The following is an 18,557-nucleotide window of genomic DNA, read 5'->3' as shown; positions in this document are numbered from 1 at the left end:
CGGCGCTATAGGGGCGTTCCCGGTGTGATTTGGGAGGAGCGTCGGAAAGTGCGTCCCCAGGGGAGAGCGGCGAAGTACTGGGTGGTGGACCTGGATAGCCTGGCTCGAGCCCTGGACAAGGATGTTCAAGCTGAGCACCGGTGGGGACATTTATTCAACCCGACAGACGAGGAGGGGGGCTCTTCGCGGGGTGCCCAAGTCACCCCGGGCCTCGCGCCGACCGTGCTTAGCCTCCGCAACCCCGAGGCCATCCCCACACACCAGCGCCAGCGGGCTCAGCAGATGCTCGAGTGGCTCCAGCCCCTGCACGCCGAACTGCAGCAACTCGGCTACGGGGCCCGCGCCCAGCGCGTGCGCGAGGAGGCTGCCCGTAGGGGGGTATCCGAGCGTCACATCTGGCGCCTGCTGGGCAAGCTGGCCCAGGCCCGTGACCCGGAGAGCGGCCTGGCCCGCAAGCGCCGCACCGATAGCGGGGTTCCCCGCCTGCCGGAGGAACTGCTGCGGCTGGTGATGACCCTCTGGATCATGCACCCGCGCTACAGCGCCCGGCGGATACGCCGCATCATCGAACTCAACGACCCGGCCCTCCTGCGATACAAGCCCTATCCCCGGGCCCGCGCCACCAACACCCTCAGCCCCGGCACCATCCAGCGCGTCCGGCGGCAGATGGAGCGCATCCCGGCGTTCCGGGTGGCGCTGATGGACGACCGGGGCAAAAAGGAGTTTGGCCGGGTGTGGGTGGGGGAGGTGCTGGCCGAGCGAGCCAACGAGCTATGGATGGTCGACATGACCCGCTGCGACACCTTCGTGTACGACCCCTACAGCGACAAGATTTTGAGGCTACGCATCCACGCCGCGATCGACGTGTTCAGCGGCGCGGTCCCGGCCTTCGTCTTCAGCCGGGAGGAGGGGCAGGCTCCCACTGACCGGATGCTGATGCTCGGCCTGCTGGAGAAGCCCGACCGCTGGGCCCAGCTCTGGCCCATCTGGGGCCGGCCCGAAGTCATCTATTGGGATAACAGCAAGGTTTACCGCTCGGAGAAGTCGGCGCAGATCGCCCGCACCCTGGGCATTCGCCTCGAGCACTCCCTGCCCCGCGTCAGCCACAGCCGCGGCAATATCGAGCGGTTTTTCGGGGTCTTCCACAACACGTTTGAGCGCGGTCTTCCGGGCTACGCCGGCCCGGACACCACCGAGCGCGACCACCAGCAGATCGCCCGGCTGCTGCACAACACCCGCCGCTGGATTGCCGAAGGGGGGCCAGATCCCCGCGATACCAATGATCGACTCCTCACCGAAGAGGAGTTCAAGAACGCCGCCCTGCTATGGCTCACGATGGATTACCACCGCGAGATCCGCAAGGGCGGCAAATCATACCAGGAGCTGTTCCTCGAGACCGCGCCGCCTGCGAGCCGGGCCCGCTTCAACTTCGGCGACCTGAGCCTGGTGTTCTCCCGCCAGGAGCGCCGCAAGGTGCGCGGCAACGGCACCGTGGTTTACGAGGGCCGCACCTGGGGCCTGGCCGACGGCAGCCTCATCGCCCACCAGGGGGACGAGGTGGTGCTGTTGGTCAACGACCTGATGCCCGCCCAGAATCTGGTGGTCGCGCTGCCGGTGGGCGACCGGCTGCAGGTGTTGGGCCCCCTGGTTCCGATGGACTTCGCCGCGGGCAGCGACGAGGCGCGGGAGATGCGGCGCCGGATCCGAGCCCAGGTCAAGAGCATCCTCGAGGCCGCCGAGGAGGTGCGGCGGCAGTTCACCGACCCGACCTACCGGCACGACCGGGTGCTCGAGCGCCTGGCCGCCAAACCCGAACCCCAGACCTTCCATCTCGCCGCCCCGGAGGCCCGGCTCGAGGCCGACCCCGAGGCGCAGAGCCGCGCCGAGATGCAGAGCGCACTCGAGGATTTCCTGGCCGAGGGATTCGTGCTCGACGAGGAGTACGACCTCGGCAACGACCCGTTAAGCCCCAACGGTCTGTAGCTCTTGCCGGAGGCAGACCGAGAGGCAATCCACGTCAAGGAGACTGTATGGATCAGGACAAGGATACACGACAGACCGAGACTCCGGTGCAGCTGTTGTTCAAGGACCCTGAGGAGCTCTCCCGGTTCATCGATGAGGCGCTCAGCGAGGAGCTCGGCTTCTCCCTCGAGGACCCCACCCAGGGCTACGTGCAGACCAAGGCCACGGCGATCATTGCCGGGCGCTTGCGTGACGCCGTAGAGGACCAGTTTCCCTTTGCGCTGGTGACCGGGCCCGCAGGCTGCTCCAAAACCATCACGAGCCGCCGCTTCATCCAGAAACTGAGGGAGGACAAACCCGACCTCAATACCGCCTACATTCACGCGCCGCCCGACTTCGGTCCCCAGGCCCTGTTGGATGAGCTGGCCACCAACCTCTTCATCACTAAGGTGGCTAACTTCCGGACGCTGATCGGGATCATCCACCAGCAGCTCATGAAGCGACCCATCGTGGCCGTGATTGACGAGGCCCAGCGGATGCCGCGGGAGAGCCTAGAGGTGCTCAAATACCTCGCCGACGAGTCGGGGAGCACCTTCATCCTGGTCTGCACCGAGGACTACGCCCGGCTACTGCGCCGCTGGCGCGACATCGAGAGCCGCATCGGCGTAGTGGCGGAGGCCAAACCGGTGGAGCTCGAGGAGCTGCTGAGCATGCCGCAAATGGCCGGGTTTAAGCCCGAGGTCATCAGAAAGATGCACGAGCTTACCGGCGGTGTCATGCGTGACGTGCTGCGGCTGGTGCGCCAGATCGACCGGGCCATCTCGAAAAACCGCGAGAGGGGCCTGAGCCGGGAGAATTTCGCTCCGCGCCACGTGCTCACAGCGGCCCAACGCATCAACCTCAGCGGGGGCCGCACGTGACAGCCCTGCTGCTACCCGGAGGGAGGGCCGCAGTGCTGGCCCCCTCCGGCACGCTCTACGTCAACTGGCCGGCGGTGGGCGACCAGGGCCAGGCCCGGCGCCTGGCCGCCCTCACCGGGGCCCGCGCCTACTACCACGACCCCGAGCTGGTCGTAGCGGCGTGGGACCCGGTCCGCCGGGCGCTGGGGGCATGGGAGGGGTTCGCAAGGGGGGAGAGCGATGGATAGGGCGCGTGGCTTGGCCTTCATCATCGGCTTCTATGCCGTGCTGGTTTTGGTGCTGGGGTTGTGATGGGAAAAAAACGCCGATTTGCCCAGGTGGGTTCGGAGCGCATCCCGCTGCATGAGGATGCCGCGACCGTCCTGTACCTGACCGACGAGAACGGGGATTGGCCCCGAGAGCCGCTCAACTACCTGCGGGCGGACCTGGACTGGATCCGTGAGGGGGAGGTGTTCGAGCTCGAGAACCTCGACCCCGGCAGCGGCGACATGGGACGGATTGTCACCGTGGCGGTCATCCGGGTCGAGACCCGCATCCAGACCCATCGGGGCAAGTACGGACAGGTGATCCGGCGGGTGCTTTTGCAGCCCGTCGAATCAGGCGAGGCGCTCGACCGGATGACGGCCGCGGAGCTGCGCCTCCGCAGGGGAGGTACGCCGTGACGCTCAACGAACAGATCGCCCGGGTACTGGCGATCCCGGAGGAGATCTACAGGCTCGAGCGCACCCTGACCCGCCACCGCGCGGAGAAGCGCGAGACCGAGGACAACCTCAAGCGCCGCGCGGCTGAGGTGCGGGTGCGGGCCCGGGCCCGCGTGGAGTTCCAGCAGATCAAGGGCGCGGCGGCCCAGGAGGATTACCTCCTCCTGGCCGTCTGCGAGGACACCGACTACGTGGAATACCAGAAGCGGCTGCGCCAGTTGCAGGTGGCAATCGACAAGACCGAGGCCGACATCGAGGCCTTGCGCCGTGAGCACCAGAGCCTACGGGCGGCCCTCGAGGGCCACTACGCCAGGCTACTGGAACAGATCTTCTCCGACCGCCAGCTCGCCGAATTTGTCGCGAAGCATGGCTCCCATGTCGCATAAGCGCTTTCGTACCGACAAGAGCCGCACGGCTCAGCTCATCAGATTGATGTTTGGCCGGAGGTTTCACATGGCCGAGATGGAAAAACTGAATAACCCGGAGACCGTGGATCAGATTGCCGACAGCATCACGGTTCCTGGCTACAAGGTCCTGGAGTTCAACCTGCGCGATCTGGCCCGTGAGCTGTGGCGGGTGGCTGACGAACTGGGCGAGACCCGGCAGATCGAGCCTATGCAACTCCAATACACCCTGCGCCGCCATGCCGCAGCCTACGCTGCCAGTCTTGAGCTATTTCCGCTGGTGGGCAAAGGCTCCGACGAGACCGCCAAGGAGGTCTTGCGTCACCCGCACCGCATGAAGGGGGTGGAGATCCGATGACTACCCCGCCCGCCCGCGGGATGCCCGTGAATCGGCCGCCAAGGAACTCGGCGCGGCCCTGCAGGCCCTTCAGCCGCCGGCCCAGCGGGAGGAGCTATGAACGCCCCGTTCATTAGCCCACTTGACCGTATTCGCCACCATGCCCAGGTGCGGGGTCATGGACCCGAGGAATTGCGCCACCGGGCTACTATCTGCGAAAAACTCGGCCACACCTTCATGGCCGAGCTCTACCGGGACGAGGCGGAGGTCCGGGAGCTTCTGGCCCGGCTGGCCCGCTCCGCCCCGTGCGGGACCTGCGGCGGCACCGGCCGGGTAGCGTGGGACATTCCCTGCTGGAGGTGCGTCCATGAGGATTAGCCCCGATGAGGCGCTGGAAATCATTGCCAACCAGGATGGCCAGGAATGCCTGGTGCACTTCGCCGATGGTGAAGGCTGGCGGGTGCGCTACCTGGGACTGGTCGAAACCCCGAGCCTGGCCTCGGGGGCTTCGGCTATTCCGGGCTACAACCACAGCGAGGTCTTCCCGCTGTTCGCGACCTGGAGCCCCAGCGCGAAGTGCTGGCTCGAGGTCACCCAGAAGACCATGCTGCAAGCTCTGTCCCGCCGCGTAATCGTGCGGGTGGAAGTGGAGCCGGTGGGCGCATGAACGCGACCGACCTCGAGCTCGCCCGCCAAGTCTACCGCGTCCTGGCCGAGGCTCATGCAGGGCTCAGCCGCGAGCAGCTCCATCAGCGGCTAGGCACCGACGAGCGCAAGGCCCGCGACGCCGTGGCCCTGGCCAGTGAGAAGGCCGCACCCCACCTCAAGGTGATCGGCTTCGACCCCGAGGACCAGCGCTACCACCTGGTGGACCTGGTGGGAGCCGGACCCGCGGAGGTGGCCCGGGCCCGTCGCATCATCCTGTTCCTGGCTGCCTACTTCGAGACCACCTACCAGCGCTACTCGGCCTTGGCCGAGGCCTTCGTGCGGGGTACGGGAGAGGGGTTGGACCCGGTGAAGCAGCCCACCCTGCTGGAGGCCAGTACCTCGCCCGAGCAACTGCTGCGGGTGCTGACCCTGGCCGCCCTGCCCCAGCGCCGGGCTAGCAGGGAGCTCGAGCGGGCAGTGGCGCAGGCTGCCGAATACCTGGGATTAGAGGTGGGAACGCCATGATCACCATAACCCCTGACCCCATCGGACGCCGTAGCGCCCTGTTGGAGATCGCCGAGATCATCGACTGCTACCGGACCGAACTGCGCCAGGTCATGCAGGAGGGTGGGGTCATCGACCCCACCCCCGCCTTCGACCGGGTGCGTCAGATCATTGCCCAGCAGGGAGACCTCGAGCGGGCTATCGCCACCGCCGAGGCGATGAAAGTCCGTCTGGAGCGCCTCGAAAAGGAGATGCGACGTGATCAGGATCAAGCGGAATAACATCCCCTACCTCAACGATCAGCAGTACTACCTATCCGTCGCCTACGACCCTCGCCAGAGTGGTTGGGTGGGGCTGGTGTGGTGCATCTGCATGACCCGCCTTGGCGACGACGTGCAGCCCTACTACACCGTTTACCACGTGCCCCAATACGTCTTCCCCACGGCGGAGGAGGCTCGCCAGGCCATCAACGCCGCCTTCCCAGAACTCAGGCCCGTGCCACCAATGGAGGAATGGGATGCCCCGGCTTGACCATACCCGCTTGATCATCGTCGCCCTGCTGGGCATCTACGTGCTGGCTGCCGTGGTTTCCACCCCGCACCTCGCCGCGTTCTATGCCCAGTACAACGGCAGCCTGCCGCCCGGCATTGCCTGGAGTATTGCCGTGGCATTGGAGCTCTTCGTGTTGTCCACTGGCATGGTTTCCCGCATCTACCAAAAGCAGGAGGTCGCCTGCTACGCCTTCTGGGGCAACATCGCGTTTTTACTGATCGTGTTCGTCGGCAACTGGCGTTCGATGTGGCTGGCAGCCCCCTCAGAGTTGTGGGGGCTCGAGTGGTGGTTGACCCTACTGGCCGCGAGCGCGTTTCCCCTGGCCGGGCTGGTCATCGGCAAGGTCATCGGGGGGCTACTCCATATGTCCCAAGCGGTGACCGAGGCGACACCCCAGGTCATGACCCCGGTTACAAAACCGAAACCCCGACGACCTACCCCGGTCATGCCCATGACCCAAGCAGTGACCGAGGTGACGCCCCAGGTCATGACCCCGGTCAATCCTGCCCCCGGATTCATGAGCCAACTCGAGCACCACCACCGGGTGGAGGAGACCACCACCCGCCTGACCCTGGCGCCTAACCTGACCCAGGCCCTCGAGGTGATCCGGGCCAGAGGGGGCAGCATTGAGGCCAAGGAGCTGGCGGAGGCCATCGGGCGCTCGAAGGAGACAGCCGATCGGCGGCTGGCCAAGCTGCGCGACCTGGGCCTCGTGGAGTGGACCGGGCGTGTCTGGCAGGAGGTGCGCCGGTGAGGGGGAGCTCGAACCCGGTGGCGATGTGGCGGGCCGAGTGGGCCATGCACGCCTTGTGGATGGTGGCGCACGAGCGCAAGACCTGGGTCAAGGTGCTGGGGGGGCACAATCCTCACCGTGCCAGCTACCTTGAGGTGCACGTGCGCCCGGTGCCCGGCCTGATCCAGGCCGAGACCCTGCGGCTGTGGCGGTGGGACATGGAGCGCTTTCTGGATAACCTCGAGCCCTGGGAGCGAGAGGAGTTGGAGGAGCACCTGGCGACCACCCGCTACCGGGCGGTGTTCCGGGCGCGGCGTGACCGGGGTCGCGTCGAGCGGGCTAACGTATCCGAGTCGCTGGCTGAGCTGGCGCTCAAGCTGGGGCGGTTGTTGCGGCCATGTCCAACCTGATCCACGCTATTTGTCAAAACCTCCCGCTTTCCCAGCCTGACCTGTTACACTAGCCTTAACCTGGTAGCCCCCTCGGGGGCTGCTTTTCTTTGGCCCGGGAGGCGCGGTGGATGATCTGGAACTCGAGTTGGTTGAGGGTATGCTCGCAGAATTGGAAAAGTCGCCCGGTACTAACCCGGATCACCTCGACCGATTGCGGGAAAAACTGCTCACGATCAAGCTCATCCGCAAGATTGAAGCCAAGGAAAAGCCCACACTGCGCTGGTGGCAAACGGAGTGGTTTTTCAGGCTACTGGTGCTCGTGCTGGCCCTGCTGATAGGCATTATCGACATCAGGAGCACGGTTGCTGGGTGGATCAAGTAATACGGAGGGAAAACGACGATGAGCGTGTTTCAAAAGCGTGACCCCAAACGTGCCCGGATGCTGCGAGGGTTGATCCTCTATGTGATCCACGTCGCCGCTGAGGGCGATGCCCTCAATCCCGACGATCCCTACTGCATTGGGCATTACGAGCTGACCCGCACGCTCGAGGAGCTACGGAGCCTGCCCGCTGATGCTGAACTCCACAATGCCCTGCGCTACCTCGAGGGCAAGCAGTATGTCCAGGTGGGCTGGAAAATGGATGGCTCGGGGTCGTTCGAGTGGGTGCGGCTCCTGCCAGCGGGAATCGATGTTAATGACGGGACCACGACGGATCCCGGCGTCTTGGTGCGGGTGCGACGGTGAACGCGGAGCGCCTTGAGCAAGAACTCCGAGCGCTACGTACTGCGACGGATGTGCGGCTGTCGGCTATCGAGGCCGATATGGGCCGCCTGGTGAAACTGCTCGAGGCCGACCATACGCGACGTCGTTGGCTGGCCTGGGTTGTACGAGCCACAACCCTGCTGGTGGCGATCGGGGGATGGCTGCGATGATTTATGTCACTTCTACCCGCTGCAAGATCTGCCAATCCAGTCTGCGGGAGCGGATCGACGCCCGGCTGCTGGGCGAGGAGCGCAAGCCGGGCGGTATGTCCTACAAATACGAGGAGATCGTGCAGTGGGCGGCTACGGAGGGCCTGGACATCAGCGTAGGCGGGCTCTCGCGCCATCGGAACAACCACCTGCTGCCTGCCCTGGGTCAGGCGCTCGAGACCCAGCAGGTCATGGACGCCATTTCCAGGGCCACCGGCAAGCAGCTCTCCCTGCACAGCGCCGTGGTTAACGTCATCGCCCACAAGGCGCTCCGGCTGCTCGAGGATACCGAGCTCGAGGACCTCGACCCCATCAAGGCGCTCAACCTCGCGGTGCGTTCGGCCGAAGTCGCACTGCGCCTGGAGAAGACCGAACGCCTGCTTACCGAGGACGTGGCCAAGAAAGTCGAGGAAAAGCTCTCTAAGCAGTCGGGCATTACGCCCGAGGTGCTTCGGGTCATCCGCGAGGAGCTCTACGGCATCACCCCCTAAGTGCTATGTCGGACCCCAATACCGCCACTAACGGCAATATCGAGCTGAAGGTCTATAGGGGCCGTGCCTTCCGTCGCGCCTTCTGGTATGTGTGGCTGTCGCGTGGGGGCATACCAGCCGATCTATTCATCATCGATTACGTACGCTTCTCGGCTGATTACAGAAAAGGGAGTGTGGAGGCTATATTGCCCCCCACTAAAGTGGGGGGAGGAGGCCACACCCCGGTGCGGCCATGAGTGGGATTCTTCTGCCCTACCAGAAGCTCTGGATCGAGGACAAATCTCGATTCAAGATCGGCATGTGGTCGCGCCAGAGCGGGAAAAGCTTCGCGGGGACGCTCGAGACGGTGGATGACTCCCTCGAGCGCAGGGCGTTGTGGATCTATCTCAGCCGTGGAGAACGGCAGAGCCTCGAGCTCGCCGAGAAGGCCAAGCTCCACCTCGAAGCCTACCGCATCGCTGCCGAGGCGATGGAGGACTACTTCCTGGCCGATAGCGGGGAGAAGTACACTCAGCTCCAGCTTCGCCTCCCCAACGGCTCGCGGCACATCTTCCTCCCGGCCAACCCCGACACCGCTCGCGGCTACTCGGGTAACGTCTTCCTGGACGAGTTCGCCTTCCATAAGGACTCCAAGGCGATCTGGACGGCGTTGTTCCCCACCATCACCCGCAATCCCAGCTACCGAATCCGCATCGTGAGCACGCCCAACGGCAAGGGAAACATGTTCTTCCAGCTCTGGGAGCGCGGGGGAGAGATCTGGAGCCGCCATCGGGTCACCATCTACGACGCGGTTGCTCAGGGGCTGCAAATTGACCCGGAGGAACTGCGGGAGGCTATCGCCGATCCCATCGCCTGGCAGCAGGAGTATCTCCTGGAGTTCGTGGAGGAGAGCACGGCCTTCATCCCCTACGACCTGATCCTGGCCGCTGAATCCGCGGGCTGCCTGGCCGAGGAATGGGACCCTGACCGCGCCTACCTGGGCATGGACATTGGGCGTCGGCGCGACCTCACGGTGATCTGGATTGATGAGATCGTGGGTGACGTGGCCTACTGCCGCAAGATCATCGAGCTGCGGAGCACCCCCTTCGCCACCCAGCTCGAGGTGCTGCTGAGCTACTTGCCACGTGTCCGCCGCGCCGCGATCGACGCCACCGGCCTGGGCATGATGCTGGCGGAGGAGGCCCGGCGCAAGTTCGGCTGGAGGGTCGAGCCGGTGGAGTTCAACCTCGAGGTCAAGGCCGACCTCGCTCAAAGCCTGCGGCTGGCCTTCGAGGACCGCAAGGTGCGCATTCCGGCCAACAACCAATCGTTGCGAGAATCCATTCACTCGGTAAAGCGCATCGTCACCAGTGCGGGCAACGTGCGCTATGATGCCGAGCGCAACGAGCAGGGCCACGCCGACCACTTCTGGGCTAAGGCGCTGGCCATGCACGCGGCGACCCGCCCGAGGGGGCCGGTGGAATATCGCACGGTCTTGAAGGGCCGGTTTGGTGGCCACGAGGGGCTGTACTGAGCGGCCCGCTGGCCCGCCGATGGGGCGGCAAATGCCCCGGCACGCGGGGGGCCGGTGGTTGGACCGGCCTGCCCACGGAGCCCCGTAAAAAGGCTCCTAATGCCTGGGGAGTTCTGACAGAAAGCGTGAGCCAGGTTGGACATATACTGACCAACGTGGATCCCATTGACCTTGATCGCCAACTCGAGCTGGCGAAGCGGGCTGCGCAAACAGCCTCGGGCGTCCTGGAACGACACTTTGCCTTGATGGACCTTATGGAGCTCCAGTACAAGCACCGTGACCGGCCAGGGATGCTGGAAGCTGCCCTGGGGACCGCGCGTTCAATGGTAGCAATTGCCCCCCAAGTTCGTGAGGCGATGCGCAGGAAATACGGCAGGGGTGGCGCGACGGGCGTCCGTCACCCGGGGTTTGAGCGCTTGGTGATCGTTTTGGAAAAGCAGGGACAGCTCGAGGAGGCCCTAAGTTTCAGCATTGAGGCACGCCGACAACGATGGCATGGTGATTGGACTGAGCGCATTGAACGGCTCAGGGCGAAACTGGAAAAGGCTGGGCGAACTGCAACTAAACCCACACGAGTGAAGTAGACTGTCGGTAACCTAGCAGCCCCTTCGGGGGCTGCTTCTTTTTGGAGCGCGGACTATGCCAATCCTCGACCAGTACGGCAACCCCATCAGTTCCAGCCCCCCTACCAACAAGACCCCCTCGCCGGTCTTGGGACTGGACTCGAGGTGGCGCAGCTACCCGCTGCGGGGCCTGACCCCGCAGCGCCTGGCCCAGATCCTACGCGAGGCCGACGACGGCTACCTCGAGACCCAAGCTGAACTTTTTGAGGAGATGGAGGAACGCGACGGCACCCTGCTCAAACTCATGCAGGATCGCCGGCTGGCCAGCATCGGCCTCGAGTGGCGCGTCGAGCCCAAGGACAGTAGCAGCGAGGCCAGGCGCTACGCGGACGCCTTCCGCGAGGTGTGGACCGACATGCCCTGGCGCGGGCTAATGCTGGACCTGCTGGATGCCCTGGGGCAGGGCGTGAGCATGGTGGGGTTGGTCTGGGAGCGCGTAGACGGGCTGTGGCAGCCCACGCAGTTCCAGCACATTGGGGCTAAGCATCTCATCTACGACTTCAACCTCAGGCGCTTTAAGATCCGCACTCAGGAAGAGCCCACGGGCATGCTGCCGCAGTACGGTCAGGTGATCGAGCACCGCTACCGGGCCCGGGCGGGCTCCCCCACGCGGGCCGGATTGATGCGTACCACCGCCTGGTGGTACCTCTTCAAGCACTACGAGCTCAAAGACTGGTTGACCTACGGCGAGCTGTACGGACAGCCCTATCGACTGGGCAAGTATGACCCGGCGACCGGGAAGGACGAGCGGGATGCCCTGGAGGCCGCCGTGCGCAACCTCGGCACCGACGCTGCCGGAGTGATCAGCAAGGATACCGAGATTGAGATCATCGAGACTGCGCAAAGGGGTGGCCCAGAGGTCTATGAAAAGCTGATCGAGCTGGCCAACCGCGAGATGACCCTGGCCGTGTTGGGACAGACCCTCACCTCGAGCGAAGGCCAGCACGGCACCCAGGCCCTCGGACAGGTGCATCTCAAGACCCGCATGGACCTGCTGGAAGCCGATACGCTGGCCCTCGGCGAAACCCTGCGGGAACAGCTCGCCAAACCCTTTATCGCCTTCAATTTTGGCATCGAGAGAATAAAGCTGGCCCCGGTGATTCAGGGCATCCTCGAGGAGGAGAAAGACCAGAAGCAGCGCGCGGAGACACTAGACCTCCTTCAGCAGATGGGCGTACCCATCCCCGAGAGCTATGTGCAGCGGGAGTTCGGCCTGCCCGCACCGCAGGCCAACGAGCGTATCCTGATCCGGCCCGGCGCCCAGCGCCCGACCCCCCTCGAGGCTACCCGCGTGAGCCTGGAATCCGCACGACCTAGCCGTGGAGTGCTCAACGGACAGCAGTACGTCTTCGAGCTCCTAGGTCAGGCGCTCAACCTTGGCAGCGAGGCCATGAAGGACCCGCTGGACCTCCTGCTCGAACAGGTGCGCCAGGCCGACGGATACGACGACCTCAGGCGGCGCCTCATCCGGCTGTTCCCCCAGCTCGACGTCTCCCAGCTCAGCCGTCTGCTGGAGGTGGGCGTGACCCTGGCCGAACTGGCGGGGATGCTAGCCCAGCGAGAAGACGCCGATGTGGATGGTTGAGAGCATCGCGGTTGACCCGGAGGCGGCCCTCGAGTTCTTCCGCTCGAGGCTCCCCGTCACCGACCCCGAGTTCCGTGCCCTGAGCGACGCCGCCCGCCGGCGGGCGTTCTTCGTAGCCGGCTTGGCCCGGCTCGACCTGGTGCAGGAGGTCATGAACGCGCTGGACGCCGCTCTGGCGGAGGGGGAAACCTTCGAGAGGTTCCGGGAGAGGCTGAGTCAGCAGGTAGCCCGGGCCTGGGGAGGGCAGAGCCCCCACCGCCTGCGGACCATCTTCGATACCAACCTGCAGATGGCCTACGGGGCCGGGCGCTGGCGGGCGGCCAACGAGCTGCGGGACTCCCGGCCATACTGGGGCCTCGAGGTGGTTCTCGATGGCCGCACCTCCAGCATCTGCCGCAACCTCGCCGGGGTGGTGCGCCCGGCGGATGATCCATTCTGGACTAACCATATTCCGCCCCTGCACTTCCGCTGCCGCACGGCGTTGGTGACCTACTCGGCGGAGCAAGCACGAGGACGCGTCAGCCAGACCGTGCCCGACCAGCCCCCGCTCGAGGGCTTCGGCAGGCCTCCGGATGTGGAAGGATGGCGACCCAGAGCATCGGACTACGATCCTGAGCTATGGGCGGCCTTTCAGTATGAGCAGGATAGGATGGGCTCCATGCGGGCCGAGCAAATTCGCTTAGGGGAACAGTTTTTGGCCGGCAGAAGCGTTCTCTCAAGCGCGGACACCAACGCAGTTTACCGGGCTCTGGCCCAAGCTGGACTCAGCGAGTATCTGCGCAAGCGACCCCTGGCAGTCCTTGACATTCAACCTCTACCCGGCCAGGGGGAAAACGTGCTTCTGGGGTATTACCTGGAGGACGAGCAGCACCTGGTGCTCAATAGCGCACGCCCCGCACAAACGATCAATCAGGACTTCCGTCCGGCCCGCCTCAAGACCTTCTCAGCGACCGGAGAAACTTTGGTGGAGGCCCTGCGCCGTACCCTGATTCACGAGATCGGCCACCACCTGCTCGTGGACCTCAAGGGTCGGGAGGGCTTCATCGCCCTGGTCCAGGAGGCGTATCGGAGTGGATCAGCGATCAGCCTGCGGGCACGGCGTGACTGGGAAGAATACTTCTGTGAGTGCTTCGCAGCGCACACTTTTGCCGCTCGTACGCTGTTTGCCTTCGACCCGACCGGGCATGCTATGATTGAGAAGGCTCGGAAGGAGCTTGGTTTGCCATGATCGCCCCTCCCCAACCCAACCTCGAGCGGCTCAACGTACTGGCCGCCGAGGCGCGCCGCCTCAAGGAAGCGGGCAGGCTGGGATTTGCGGAGTTCAAGGAGCTATGGCATAGTTCCCTGGTCGCGGCCCAGTATGACCTGGATCAGCTCGAGCCCCTCATCGTCATGGCCAAGCGAGAGTGGGTGGAGAAGCTGCTAGCCTCCATAGACCAGAGCCCAGCCGATTAAGGTACACTGTGGATACCCTAGCGGCCCCTTCGGGGGCTGTTTTTCTTTGCTGGAGGCTCGTGTGACTGTCGGAGAGAAGATCGCCAACAAGGCCCTGGCCGCGCTCGGCGAGCCCGATACCGAGCGACGACCCTTCTTCTGCCTGGCCTTCGTGCGGGATGTAATCGAAGAGGCACTGGATCTGCCCGCATATCAACTCTACGCCCTCCTAGCCAAGGGCATGACAGCGCAGGAGTACCGTCGCCGCTGGGCCGTGGATGCCGAGATGGCCTGCAGGAAGCTGGGCTATAGCGTTGTTATCGACCGCAAGAATCCCCTGAAGCCTGGCGACATCGTCTTTAGCGACGCTTCCGCTCCCTATGGCCATGTGGGGGTGGTGGTCGAGCGCGATGGCCGGCTGTATGTGGTGGAAAACACCGCCTCCAAGAGCCGCCAGCGCAAATACGGACAGGGTGGAGGGGCCCTGGCGGTTACTCCCCTGCAGGCGTGGGACCGCATCACCACAGTGGTCCGGCTGCCGGAGGACTTTGGAAGCCTTGGGAGGGCAAGAATCGCGTGAACGGCCTCTACCGGCTGCAAGTCCTGGTGGACCTGGCCGACCGGCTCAGCGGGCCGATCACCCGGACGCTGGGGCGGATCCAGGCGCTGCAGCACCACGTGGCGCTGGCTGACGAGGCCATGCAGCGCATGCAGGCCGGTGCGGGCATCGCCGCCGTGGGGGCGTTGCTGGCGGCGCCGTTGGCGGGCGCCACCAGCGAGGCGATGAGGCTGGAATCCGCCTTCGCCGACGTGCGCAAAGTGGTTGATTTTACGCCCCAGTATGGCCCCAAGGCGCTGCTCGACGACCTCCGCCGCCTCTCGCGCGAGATTCCGCTCTCGATCGACCAGCTCACCCAGATCGCCGCCGCCGGGGGTCAGGCCGGCATTCCCCTGGCCGAGCTGAGCGGCTTCGTGCGCGACGTGGCTAAGACGGCGGTGGCTTTCGACATCGGCGCGGGCGAGGCGGGGGACACCCTGGCCCAGCTCCGTAACATCTTCAAGCTGACCCAGCCCGACGTCATGGGCTTGGCGGATGCGGTCAACCACCTCTCCAACACGACGGCGGCCAAGGCCCCGGACATCCTCGAGACCCTGCGCCGGGTGGGACCGGTGGGGAACCAGTTCCGCATGGCCGGGCAAGACGTCGCCGCGTTCTCCTCGGCGATATTATCCACCGGCCGCTCCCCCGAGGTCGTCTCCACGGGGCTTTCCACCCTGATCAACCGCCTTGGCTCGGCGTCGATCCAGAGCAAGGACTTCCAGCGGGGGCTGGCGACCATCGGCCTGAGCGCCGCCGAGATCCAGACGGCCATGCAGCAGGACGCTACCGGAGCACTCTTGCGGTTCATGCGCGCTGTCCGGGGCGCCAAGGACATGCCCACCACGCTGGGACTGCTCTTCGGGGCGGAGTACAGCGACGACATCGCCGCGCTGGTGAACGTCCTGCCCGACATCGAGAAGAACCTGGGGCAGATGGCGAACCGCCAGGGGTATGCCGGGAGCGTCGCCCGGGAGTTCGCCAGCCGGGTCGCGACCACCGAGTCGAAGCTCCAGCTGTTCGTGAACGCGCTGAAGAGCCTGGGCGTCACCGTCGGGAACACCTTGCTGCCGCCGGTCCAGCGGGTGCTCGAGGCGGGAGCGGGAATGTTGAACTGGGTCACGGATTTGCTCGAGCGCTTCCCCCTGCTGCGCAACGTCCTCGTCGGGGTGGTGATCGGCCTGTCGGCGCTCGCCCTCGGCGGCGGACTGGCGGTCGCCGCGCTCGCGGGGATCGGCTACGCCTCGGCCCAGGCGCGGATCGGCATGGCCTTCCTCCGCCAGACCATGCTCGACGTCCAGCGCACCGGGCGCCTGCTCTCGTTGGGCTTGGCCCTGTTGCGCTTCCAGCTCCAGAGCCTGGGGGGCCCTATCCCGGCCCTGCGCCTGGGCATCATCGCCCTCACGGGCGCGGCGCGCGGGCTGGCCGCGGCCCTGCTTACCAACCCAATCGGCCTGATGATCGCCGCCGTGGTGGGCCTGGGCACTGCCTTTGTGTGGGCCTGGAACCACGTGGACGGTTTCCGCAGGCAGGTGGCCTCCGCGCTGGCCCCACTGGTCAGCACCTTCGGGCAGCTGCACCAGGCCTGGGCCAACGTCCTGACCTCGATCGGGCCCATCGGGGCAGTGCTCGAGGCGGGCCTGCAGCGGGCAGGTGGGGGGCTGCGCTGGCTAGGGGGGCTGTTCGCTTGGGTCCTGGGCTTCATCGTGGGCATTGTGACGATCGGCCTGACCCGCATCGCTGCCGTGTTCACCCAGGGCCTCGCGGGCATCACCAACATCATCAGCGGCTTCATCGACATCGCGGTGGGCCTCTTCACGGGAGACTTCGACCGGATTCGCGCGGGTGCGGCCAGGGTCATGCAGGGCCTGAGCCAGACCCTCACCGCCCCACTGCAACTGCTGGGGCCGAAGTTTGTCGAGTATGGGAAGAACCTCCTAATCGGATTTGCCGACGGCATCCGCAGCGGGGTAAAGGGCGCGGTCGAGGCGGTGAGTGGCATCGCCAGCAACGTCATTGACCGTTTCAAGCGGCTTCTGGGGATTCGGTCGCCCTCGAGGGTCTTCGCCAGTCTGGGGCTCATGCTCCCGGTGGGCATGGCTCAGGGCATCAGCGCCGGTCTCCCCGAGGTTTCGGCGGCGGTGGCAAACCTGGCGACCATCCCCACCCTCCAGATGCCGCTGGCGCTGGAGGCCCGGGAAGGGCTGGGCCTTTTGCCAGTAGCCGTCCGCTCCAACCGCAGGAGTACCTACCACATCACCAACCAGTTCTACCTGTCTGTTCCCAAGGGAGCTGAGGCCCGGGAATTTGCGGAGCGCGTGGCGGAGCTGTCCGCCGAAAGGGTGCTCCTGGCCATCGAAGAGCTTGCCATCGAGGAGGGCCTGAATGGCTAGTCCTAACCCCTTCATCAACCCCGAACTGTGGGAAACCCTAATCCTGGTCGGCCCCAAGGGGCGCGTAACGGTGCCCGGCGTTGTCAATGTTGACGTGGAGCCCGGCGCGCCCGAGGTCGATGAGGTGAGCGTGCCCGGTCAGGAGGGGGTGAGAGCGCTCGAGCTGGGTTGGAGGGCCGGAAAAGCGACCGTCCGCGTGGAGGTGATCGACGCTGAAGAGTTTTCAAAGCTCCGGGCCGTGCTGGACCTGTACCGGCGGCGCAAGGGCGACCCGATCCAGCCTCTCAATGCCCTGCACCCGAACCTCAGCCTACATGGGCTAAAAGACGTCTACATCGCGTCCATCCGGGCCCCGGACTACAGCCGGGAGGGGTACTCGCTGGAGATCGAACTCCGGGAGTATTTCCCCGAGTACGCCCAAGCTCGGGTCAACGTCGGTCAAATTGGCACGGAGTCGTCGCCCAGCTCGAGCGGGGATGGTACGGACCCGCGCAAGCCCGGAGCCCAGCCCACTGCTAAGCAAGCCCAGAAAAACCCGCCCAGCTCCTACTTCGAGAAGCAGTTCCAGGCAGGGTTCAATTTCGCGCAACAGATCACGGGGGGTCGGTGATGGCGCTGTTGATGGCAAATCGGCATCCGATCGCCCGCGCCAACCTCAGCATTCCCCGCGTAGGCAGGCTCACTGCCAGGCTCCTGCTGGCCGTCGAGGCCAGCAGAGCCCCGATCAGGGTAGGAGACTCGGTATCCCTAATCCTGGCCGATATGGCGTTTGCTACCACCTGTCTGAGGGTGGGCGCAGCCGGGGGGTGGTGGTCGGTGCTGGTCGTAGGCGGAGCCGGGAAGCTCGACATGGACGTGCGGCCCAAGTTCTATCGGGGTGTTCGGGCCGACGTCGTTGTGCGCGATACGCTGGCGGAATGCCGCGAGAAGGCGGGAGAAATCGACCTGCCAACCTTACTACCCACCTGGAGCCGCATGGGGGGGCCGGCGCGGTTGGCGCTCAGTCAGGTGCTGGAGCAGTTCCCCGGGCGTGCCTGGCGTGTGTTGCCTAGCGGCGAGGTGTGGGTGGGCAAGGAGAATTGGCCGGGGTACGACAGGTCGGTAGACGTGGTCGAGGCAATGCCGTTGCTGCGGCAGTATCAGCTCCAGCTCGAGCCCTCCCTCCTGCCCGGCGTGCGCCTTCAGGGGTATGTGGCGGGCAAGCTCACCGAGCTGGGCCGGGTGGAGCGGGTACTCCACCTGATCGGTCCGGAGTTGCGCACGGAGGTGCTCTGTGCGTGAGCGGTTGAAGCAGGCTCTGCGTGAGATCACCCGTGACGGGCGTATCGACTACCAGGCGCTCTACCCGGCTAGGGTTCTGGTTGACCACGGCGACATGACGCTGGACCTCGAGCCCGACGACGCCAAGCTGCCGTTGCTGGTGCGGGTGCCCCTCCGGGTGTTTTTGCCCGGCGCATACGTCAAGGTGCGGCCGGGTGCGCGGACGCTGCTAAGTTTCGAGAATGGCGATCCCGCACAACCCGCCGCCCACCTATAGCAGACGGGCAGCCTGGCCGTGCTCGAGGTGGCCACCCCCGAGGGCTATAGAGTGCGCCTGGACGCGGAGGCCGGGTCCATCAGCCTGCTCTCCCCGCTGGCCTCGGTGGTGGTCCGGGGGAGTGAAGTGGAGGTGGCGGGTCTAGCGGTATCCGTCAACGCGGCCAGCATCCAGCTCGGCGGCGATGCTGCGGTATTTCCGGTAGCGGTGTACGGCCCTGGGGGTCTACAGCCATCTACTGCGGTCAAGGGGGTCTAG

The 18,557-nt window shown here is 65.4% G+C and carries 27 protein-coding genes; all 27 read left to right on the top strand.

Annotated features, from left to right (window positions below):
* Positions 1-48: 48 nt before the first annotated feature.
* On the top strand, positions 49-1,983 hold the full coding sequence (locus DNA98_RS05585; protein WP_146237982.1) for a DDE-type integrase/transposase/recombinase: 1,935 nt from the start codon (positions 49-51) through the stop codon (positions 1,981-1,983).
* A 47-nt stretch (positions 1,984-2,030) separates the two neighbouring features.
* On the top strand, positions 2,031-2,882 hold the full coding sequence (locus DNA98_RS05580; protein WP_110527419.1) for an ATP-binding protein: 852 nt from the start codon (positions 2,031-2,033) through the stop codon (positions 2,880-2,882).
* Complete coding sequence (locus tag DNA98_RS05575) at positions 2,879-3,109, top strand: hypothetical protein (protein ID WP_110527416.1); 231 nt, start codon at positions 2,879-2,881, stop codon at positions 3,107-3,109. Before DNA98_RS05580 ends, DNA98_RS05575 begins: the two co-directional genes overlap by 4 nt.
* Before the next feature lie 63 nt (positions 3,110-3,172).
* Positions 3,173-3,544, top strand: coding sequence for a hypothetical protein (locus DNA98_RS05570; RefSeq protein WP_110527413.1), 372 nt, complete (start codon positions 3,173-3,175; stop codon positions 3,542-3,544).
* Positions 3,541-3,969: a hypothetical protein gene (locus DNA98_RS05565; protein ID WP_110527409.1), complete on the top strand. Its 429-nt coding sequence runs from the start codon at positions 3,541-3,543 to the stop codon at positions 3,967-3,969. Before DNA98_RS05570 ends, DNA98_RS05565 begins: the two co-directional genes overlap by 4 nt.
* A 67-nt stretch (positions 3,970-4,036) precedes the next feature.
* The gene (locus DNA98_RS05560; RefSeq protein WP_129865619.1) at positions 4,037-4,345 is read left to right on the top strand and encodes a hypothetical protein; all 309 of its coding nucleotides are present in this window, start codon (positions 4,037-4,039) and stop codon (positions 4,343-4,345) included.
* Positions 4,346-4,441: 96 nt separating this feature from the next.
* Positions 4,442-4,702, top strand: coding sequence for a hypothetical protein (locus DNA98_RS17625; protein ID WP_129865620.1), 261 nt, complete (start codon positions 4,442-4,444; stop codon positions 4,700-4,702).
* Positions 4,692-4,991, top strand: a complete 300-nt coding sequence (locus tag DNA98_RS05555) for a hypothetical protein (RefSeq protein ID WP_110527403.1) — start codon at positions 4,692-4,694, stop codon at positions 4,989-4,991. Before DNA98_RS17625 ends, DNA98_RS05555 begins: the two co-directional genes overlap by 11 nt.
* Positions 4,988-5,497, top strand: coding sequence for a hypothetical protein (locus DNA98_RS05550; RefSeq protein WP_110527400.1), 510 nt, complete (start codon positions 4,988-4,990; stop codon positions 5,495-5,497). The genes DNA98_RS05555 and DNA98_RS05550 overlap by 4 nt, the downstream gene beginning before the upstream one ends.
* Entirely contained in the window at positions 5,494-5,757 is a 264-nt protein-coding gene (locus DNA98_RS05545; protein WP_110527396.1) for a hypothetical protein, read from the top strand. Before DNA98_RS05550 ends, DNA98_RS05545 begins: the two co-directional genes overlap by 4 nt.
* Positions 5,735-6,007, top strand: coding sequence for a hypothetical protein (locus DNA98_RS05540; RefSeq protein ID WP_110527393.1), 273 nt, complete (start codon positions 5,735-5,737; stop codon positions 6,005-6,007). The genes DNA98_RS05545 and DNA98_RS05540 overlap by 23 nt, the downstream gene beginning before the upstream one ends.
* Entirely contained in the window at positions 5,994-6,782 is a 789-nt protein-coding gene (locus tag DNA98_RS05535) for an HTH domain-containing protein (RefSeq protein WP_110527391.1), read from the top strand. Before DNA98_RS05540 ends, DNA98_RS05535 begins: the two co-directional genes overlap by 14 nt.
* A complete protein-coding gene (locus tag DNA98_RS05530) occupies positions 6,779-7,171 on the top strand; it encodes a hypothetical protein (protein ID WP_129865621.1) in 393 nt (130 codons plus the stop codon). Before DNA98_RS05535 ends, DNA98_RS05530 begins: the two co-directional genes overlap by 4 nt.
* 106 nt (positions 7,172-7,277) lie before the next feature.
* Positions 7,278-7,535: a hypothetical protein gene (locus tag DNA98_RS05525; protein ID WP_129865622.1), complete on the top strand. Its 258-nt coding sequence runs from the start codon at positions 7,278-7,280 to the stop codon at positions 7,533-7,535.
* Between the two features lie 18 nt (positions 7,536-7,553).
* The gene (locus tag DNA98_RS05520; protein ID WP_110527386.1) at positions 7,554-7,898 is read left to right on the top strand and encodes a hypothetical protein; all 345 of its coding nucleotides are present in this window, start codon (positions 7,554-7,556) and stop codon (positions 7,896-7,898) included.
* A gap of 184 nt (positions 7,899-8,082) precedes the next feature.
* A complete protein-coding gene (locus tag DNA98_RS05515; RefSeq protein ID WP_158531608.1) occupies positions 8,083-8,616 on the top strand; it encodes a phage protein Gp27 family protein in 534 nt (177 codons plus the stop codon).
* A gap of 232 nt (positions 8,617-8,848) precedes the next feature.
* Positions 8,849-10,129 carry a terminase large subunit domain-containing protein gene (locus DNA98_RS05510; RefSeq protein WP_110527381.1) on the top strand — a complete coding sequence of 427 codons (1,281 nt, stop codon included), beginning with the start codon at positions 8,849-8,851 and terminating at the stop codon, positions 10,127-10,129.
* 155 nt (positions 10,130-10,284) lie between these two features.
* Positions 10,285-10,713 (top strand): hypothetical protein, encoded by a 429-nt coding sequence (locus tag DNA98_RS05505; RefSeq protein ID WP_110527378.1) that lies wholly within the window; start codon positions 10,285-10,287, stop codon positions 10,711-10,713.
* A gap of 55 nt (positions 10,714-10,768) precedes the next feature.
* Positions 10,769-12,337 (top strand): DUF935 family protein, encoded by a 1,569-nt coding sequence (locus DNA98_RS05500; RefSeq protein ID WP_110527375.1) that lies wholly within the window; start codon positions 10,769-10,771, stop codon positions 12,335-12,337.
* Complete coding sequence (locus DNA98_RS05495) at positions 12,324-13,565, top strand: phage minor head protein (protein WP_110527372.1); 1,242 nt, start codon at positions 12,324-12,326, stop codon at positions 13,563-13,565. Before DNA98_RS05500 ends, DNA98_RS05495 begins: the two co-directional genes overlap by 14 nt.
* Positions 13,562-13,792, top strand: coding sequence for a hypothetical protein (locus tag DNA98_RS05490; RefSeq protein ID WP_110527369.1), 231 nt, complete (start codon positions 13,562-13,564; stop codon positions 13,790-13,792). Before DNA98_RS05495 ends, DNA98_RS05490 begins: the two co-directional genes overlap by 4 nt.
* Before the next feature lie 61 nt (positions 13,793-13,853).
* Complete coding sequence (locus DNA98_RS05485) at positions 13,854-14,351, top strand: CHAP domain-containing protein (protein ID WP_158531607.1); 498 nt, start codon at positions 13,854-13,856, stop codon at positions 14,349-14,351.
* A complete protein-coding gene (locus DNA98_RS05480) occupies positions 14,348-16,762 on the top strand; it encodes a phage tail tape measure protein (RefSeq protein ID WP_110527362.1) in 2,415 nt (804 codons plus the stop codon). The genes DNA98_RS05485 and DNA98_RS05480 overlap by 4 nt, the downstream gene beginning before the upstream one ends.
* Positions 16,755-17,372, top strand: a complete 618-nt coding sequence (locus DNA98_RS05475) for a hypothetical protein (protein ID WP_110527359.1) — start codon at positions 16,755-16,757, stop codon at positions 17,370-17,372. The genes DNA98_RS05480 and DNA98_RS05475 overlap by 8 nt, the downstream gene beginning before the upstream one ends.
* Positions 17,372-18,043: a hypothetical protein gene (locus DNA98_RS05470; RefSeq protein WP_110527356.1), complete on the top strand. Its 672-nt coding sequence runs from the start codon at positions 17,372-17,374 to the stop codon at positions 18,041-18,043. Before DNA98_RS05475 ends, DNA98_RS05470 begins: the two co-directional genes overlap by 1 nt.
* Positions 18,036-18,299: a hypothetical protein gene (locus DNA98_RS05465; protein ID WP_110527353.1), complete on the top strand. Its 264-nt coding sequence runs from the start codon at positions 18,036-18,038 to the stop codon at positions 18,297-18,299. Before DNA98_RS05470 ends, DNA98_RS05465 begins: the two co-directional genes overlap by 8 nt.
* Before the next feature lie 18 nt (positions 18,300-18,317).
* Positions 18,318-18,557, top strand: coding sequence for a hypothetical protein (locus tag DNA98_RS05460; RefSeq protein WP_110527350.1), 240 nt, complete (start codon positions 18,318-18,320; stop codon positions 18,555-18,557).

The sequence above is a fragment of the Meiothermus sp. Pnk-1 genome (assembly GCF_003226535.1).
Lineage (GTDB): Bacteria > Deinococcota > Deinococci > Deinococcales > Thermaceae > Allomeiothermus.
Note: the sequence above shows the minus strand (reverse complement) of the source record. Positions and strands in the feature narration are given on the sequence as shown.

Excerpts from the sequence above, each read along its gene's own strand:
- DNA98_RS05550 (WP_110527400.1), top strand. The coding sequence starts at position 4,988 with ATGAACGCGACCGACCTCGAGCTCGCCCGCCAAGTCTACCGCGTCCTG.
- DNA98_RS05560 (WP_129865619.1), top strand. The coding sequence starts at position 4,037 with ATGGCCGAGATGGAAAAACTGAATAACCCGGAGACCGTGGATCAGATT.
- DNA98_RS17625 (WP_129865620.1), top strand. The coding sequence starts at position 4,442 with ATGAACGCCCCGTTCATTAGCCCACTTGACCGTATTCGCCACCATGCC.
- DNA98_RS05555 (WP_110527403.1), top strand. The coding sequence starts at position 4,692 with ATGAGGATTAGCCCCGATGAGGCGCTGGAAATCATTGCCAACCAGGAT.
- DNA98_RS05520 (WP_110527386.1), top strand. The coding sequence starts at position 7,554 with ATGAGCGTGTTTCAAAAGCGTGACCCCAAACGTGCCCGGATGCTGCGA.
- DNA98_RS05545 (WP_110527396.1), top strand. The coding sequence starts at position 5,494 with ATGATCACCATAACCCCTGACCCCATCGGACGCCGTAGCGCCCTGTTG.
- DNA98_RS05535 (WP_110527391.1), top strand. The coding sequence starts at position 5,994 with ATGCCCCGGCTTGACCATACCCGCTTGATCATCGTCGCCCTGCTGGGC.
- DNA98_RS05515 (WP_158531608.1), top strand. The coding sequence starts at position 8,083 with ATGATTTATGTCACTTCTACCCGCTGCAAGATCTGCCAATCCAGTCTG.
- DNA98_RS05570 (WP_110527413.1), top strand. The coding sequence starts at position 3,173 with ATGGGAAAAAAACGCCGATTTGCCCAGGTGGGTTCGGAGCGCATCCCG.
- DNA98_RS05475 (WP_110527359.1), top strand. The coding sequence starts at position 16,755 with ATGGCTAGTCCTAACCCCTTCATCAACCCCGAACTGTGGGAAACCCTA.
- DNA98_RS05500 (WP_110527375.1), top strand. The coding sequence starts at position 10,769 with ATGCCAATCCTCGACCAGTACGGCAACCCCATCAGTTCCAGCCCCCCT.
- DNA98_RS05510 (WP_110527381.1), top strand. The coding sequence starts at position 8,849 with ATGAGTGGGATTCTTCTGCCCTACCAGAAGCTCTGGATCGAGGACAAA.
- DNA98_RS05470 (WP_110527356.1), top strand. The coding sequence starts at position 17,372 with ATGGCGCTGTTGATGGCAAATCGGCATCCGATCGCCCGCGCCAACCTC.
- DNA98_RS05580 (WP_110527419.1), top strand. The coding sequence starts at position 2,031 with ATGGATCAGGACAAGGATACACGACAGACCGAGACTCCGGTGCAGCTG.
- DNA98_RS05495 (WP_110527372.1), top strand. The coding sequence starts at position 12,324 with ATGTGGATGGTTGAGAGCATCGCGGTTGACCCGGAGGCGGCCCTCGAG.
- DNA98_RS05490 (WP_110527369.1), top strand. The coding sequence starts at position 13,562 with ATGATCGCCCCTCCCCAACCCAACCTCGAGCGGCTCAACGTACTGGCC.